1 protein-coding gene is annotated in these 525 nt (G+C 74.9%); it reads right to left on the reverse strand.

Annotated elements, in window-relative coordinates; genetic code table 11:
• Window positions 1–497: hypothetical protein (locus D7Y11_RS42880; RefSeq protein ID WP_199753984.1), on the reverse strand; the 497-nt coding region annotated here is incomplete at its 3' end.
• Between the last annotated feature and the right edge of the window lie 28 nt (window positions 498–525).

Genomic DNA, 525 nt, shown 5'->3' on the forward strand with positions numbered 1-525 from the left:
GGCCGGTGGGGCGCGGGGGCCACGCGCACGTCGCGCCAGAAGCGGGGCAGGTAGCTGTCCAGGCGGCGCGCCGGAGCATCCGCGCTCACGAAGCGCGAGGCCCACGCGTCCACCTCGAAGTCGCTGGAGAGCCAGTACGCCTCGCCGAGGCTGGCATCCACTGCGTAGGCGACGCTGCTGGGGCGCGGGTCGCTCGCGTCGAAGCGCTCCCGCACCACGCCTGCGCCCAGCAGCACGCACGCCAGCGCGAGCATGGGCAGCGCTACCGTCCGGCCGGGGCGCGCCGTGGGCGCGAAGACCTGCGGCCACAGCATCGCGAGCCAGGGCGCCACCGCCAGCGTCGCCACCGGTGCCAGGGCGAGCGTCAGCGCGACGTAGAGGTTGAGCACCTGCGGCACCCACAGCATCAGGGCCGGAATGGCGCTCACGGCCAGCAGCAGGCGGCCCCGCGCGGAGGGTTGCTCCGGCGACCCGCGAAGCCGTCCTCCGAGCGTCAACGCGCCCACAAGGGCAGGTACCGAGAAC

It is taken from the genome of Corallococcus sp. AB018 (genome assembly GCF_003986945.1).
GTDB classification, from domain to species: domain Bacteria; phylum Myxococcota; class Myxococcia; order Myxococcales; family Myxococcaceae; genus Corallococcus; species Corallococcus exiguus.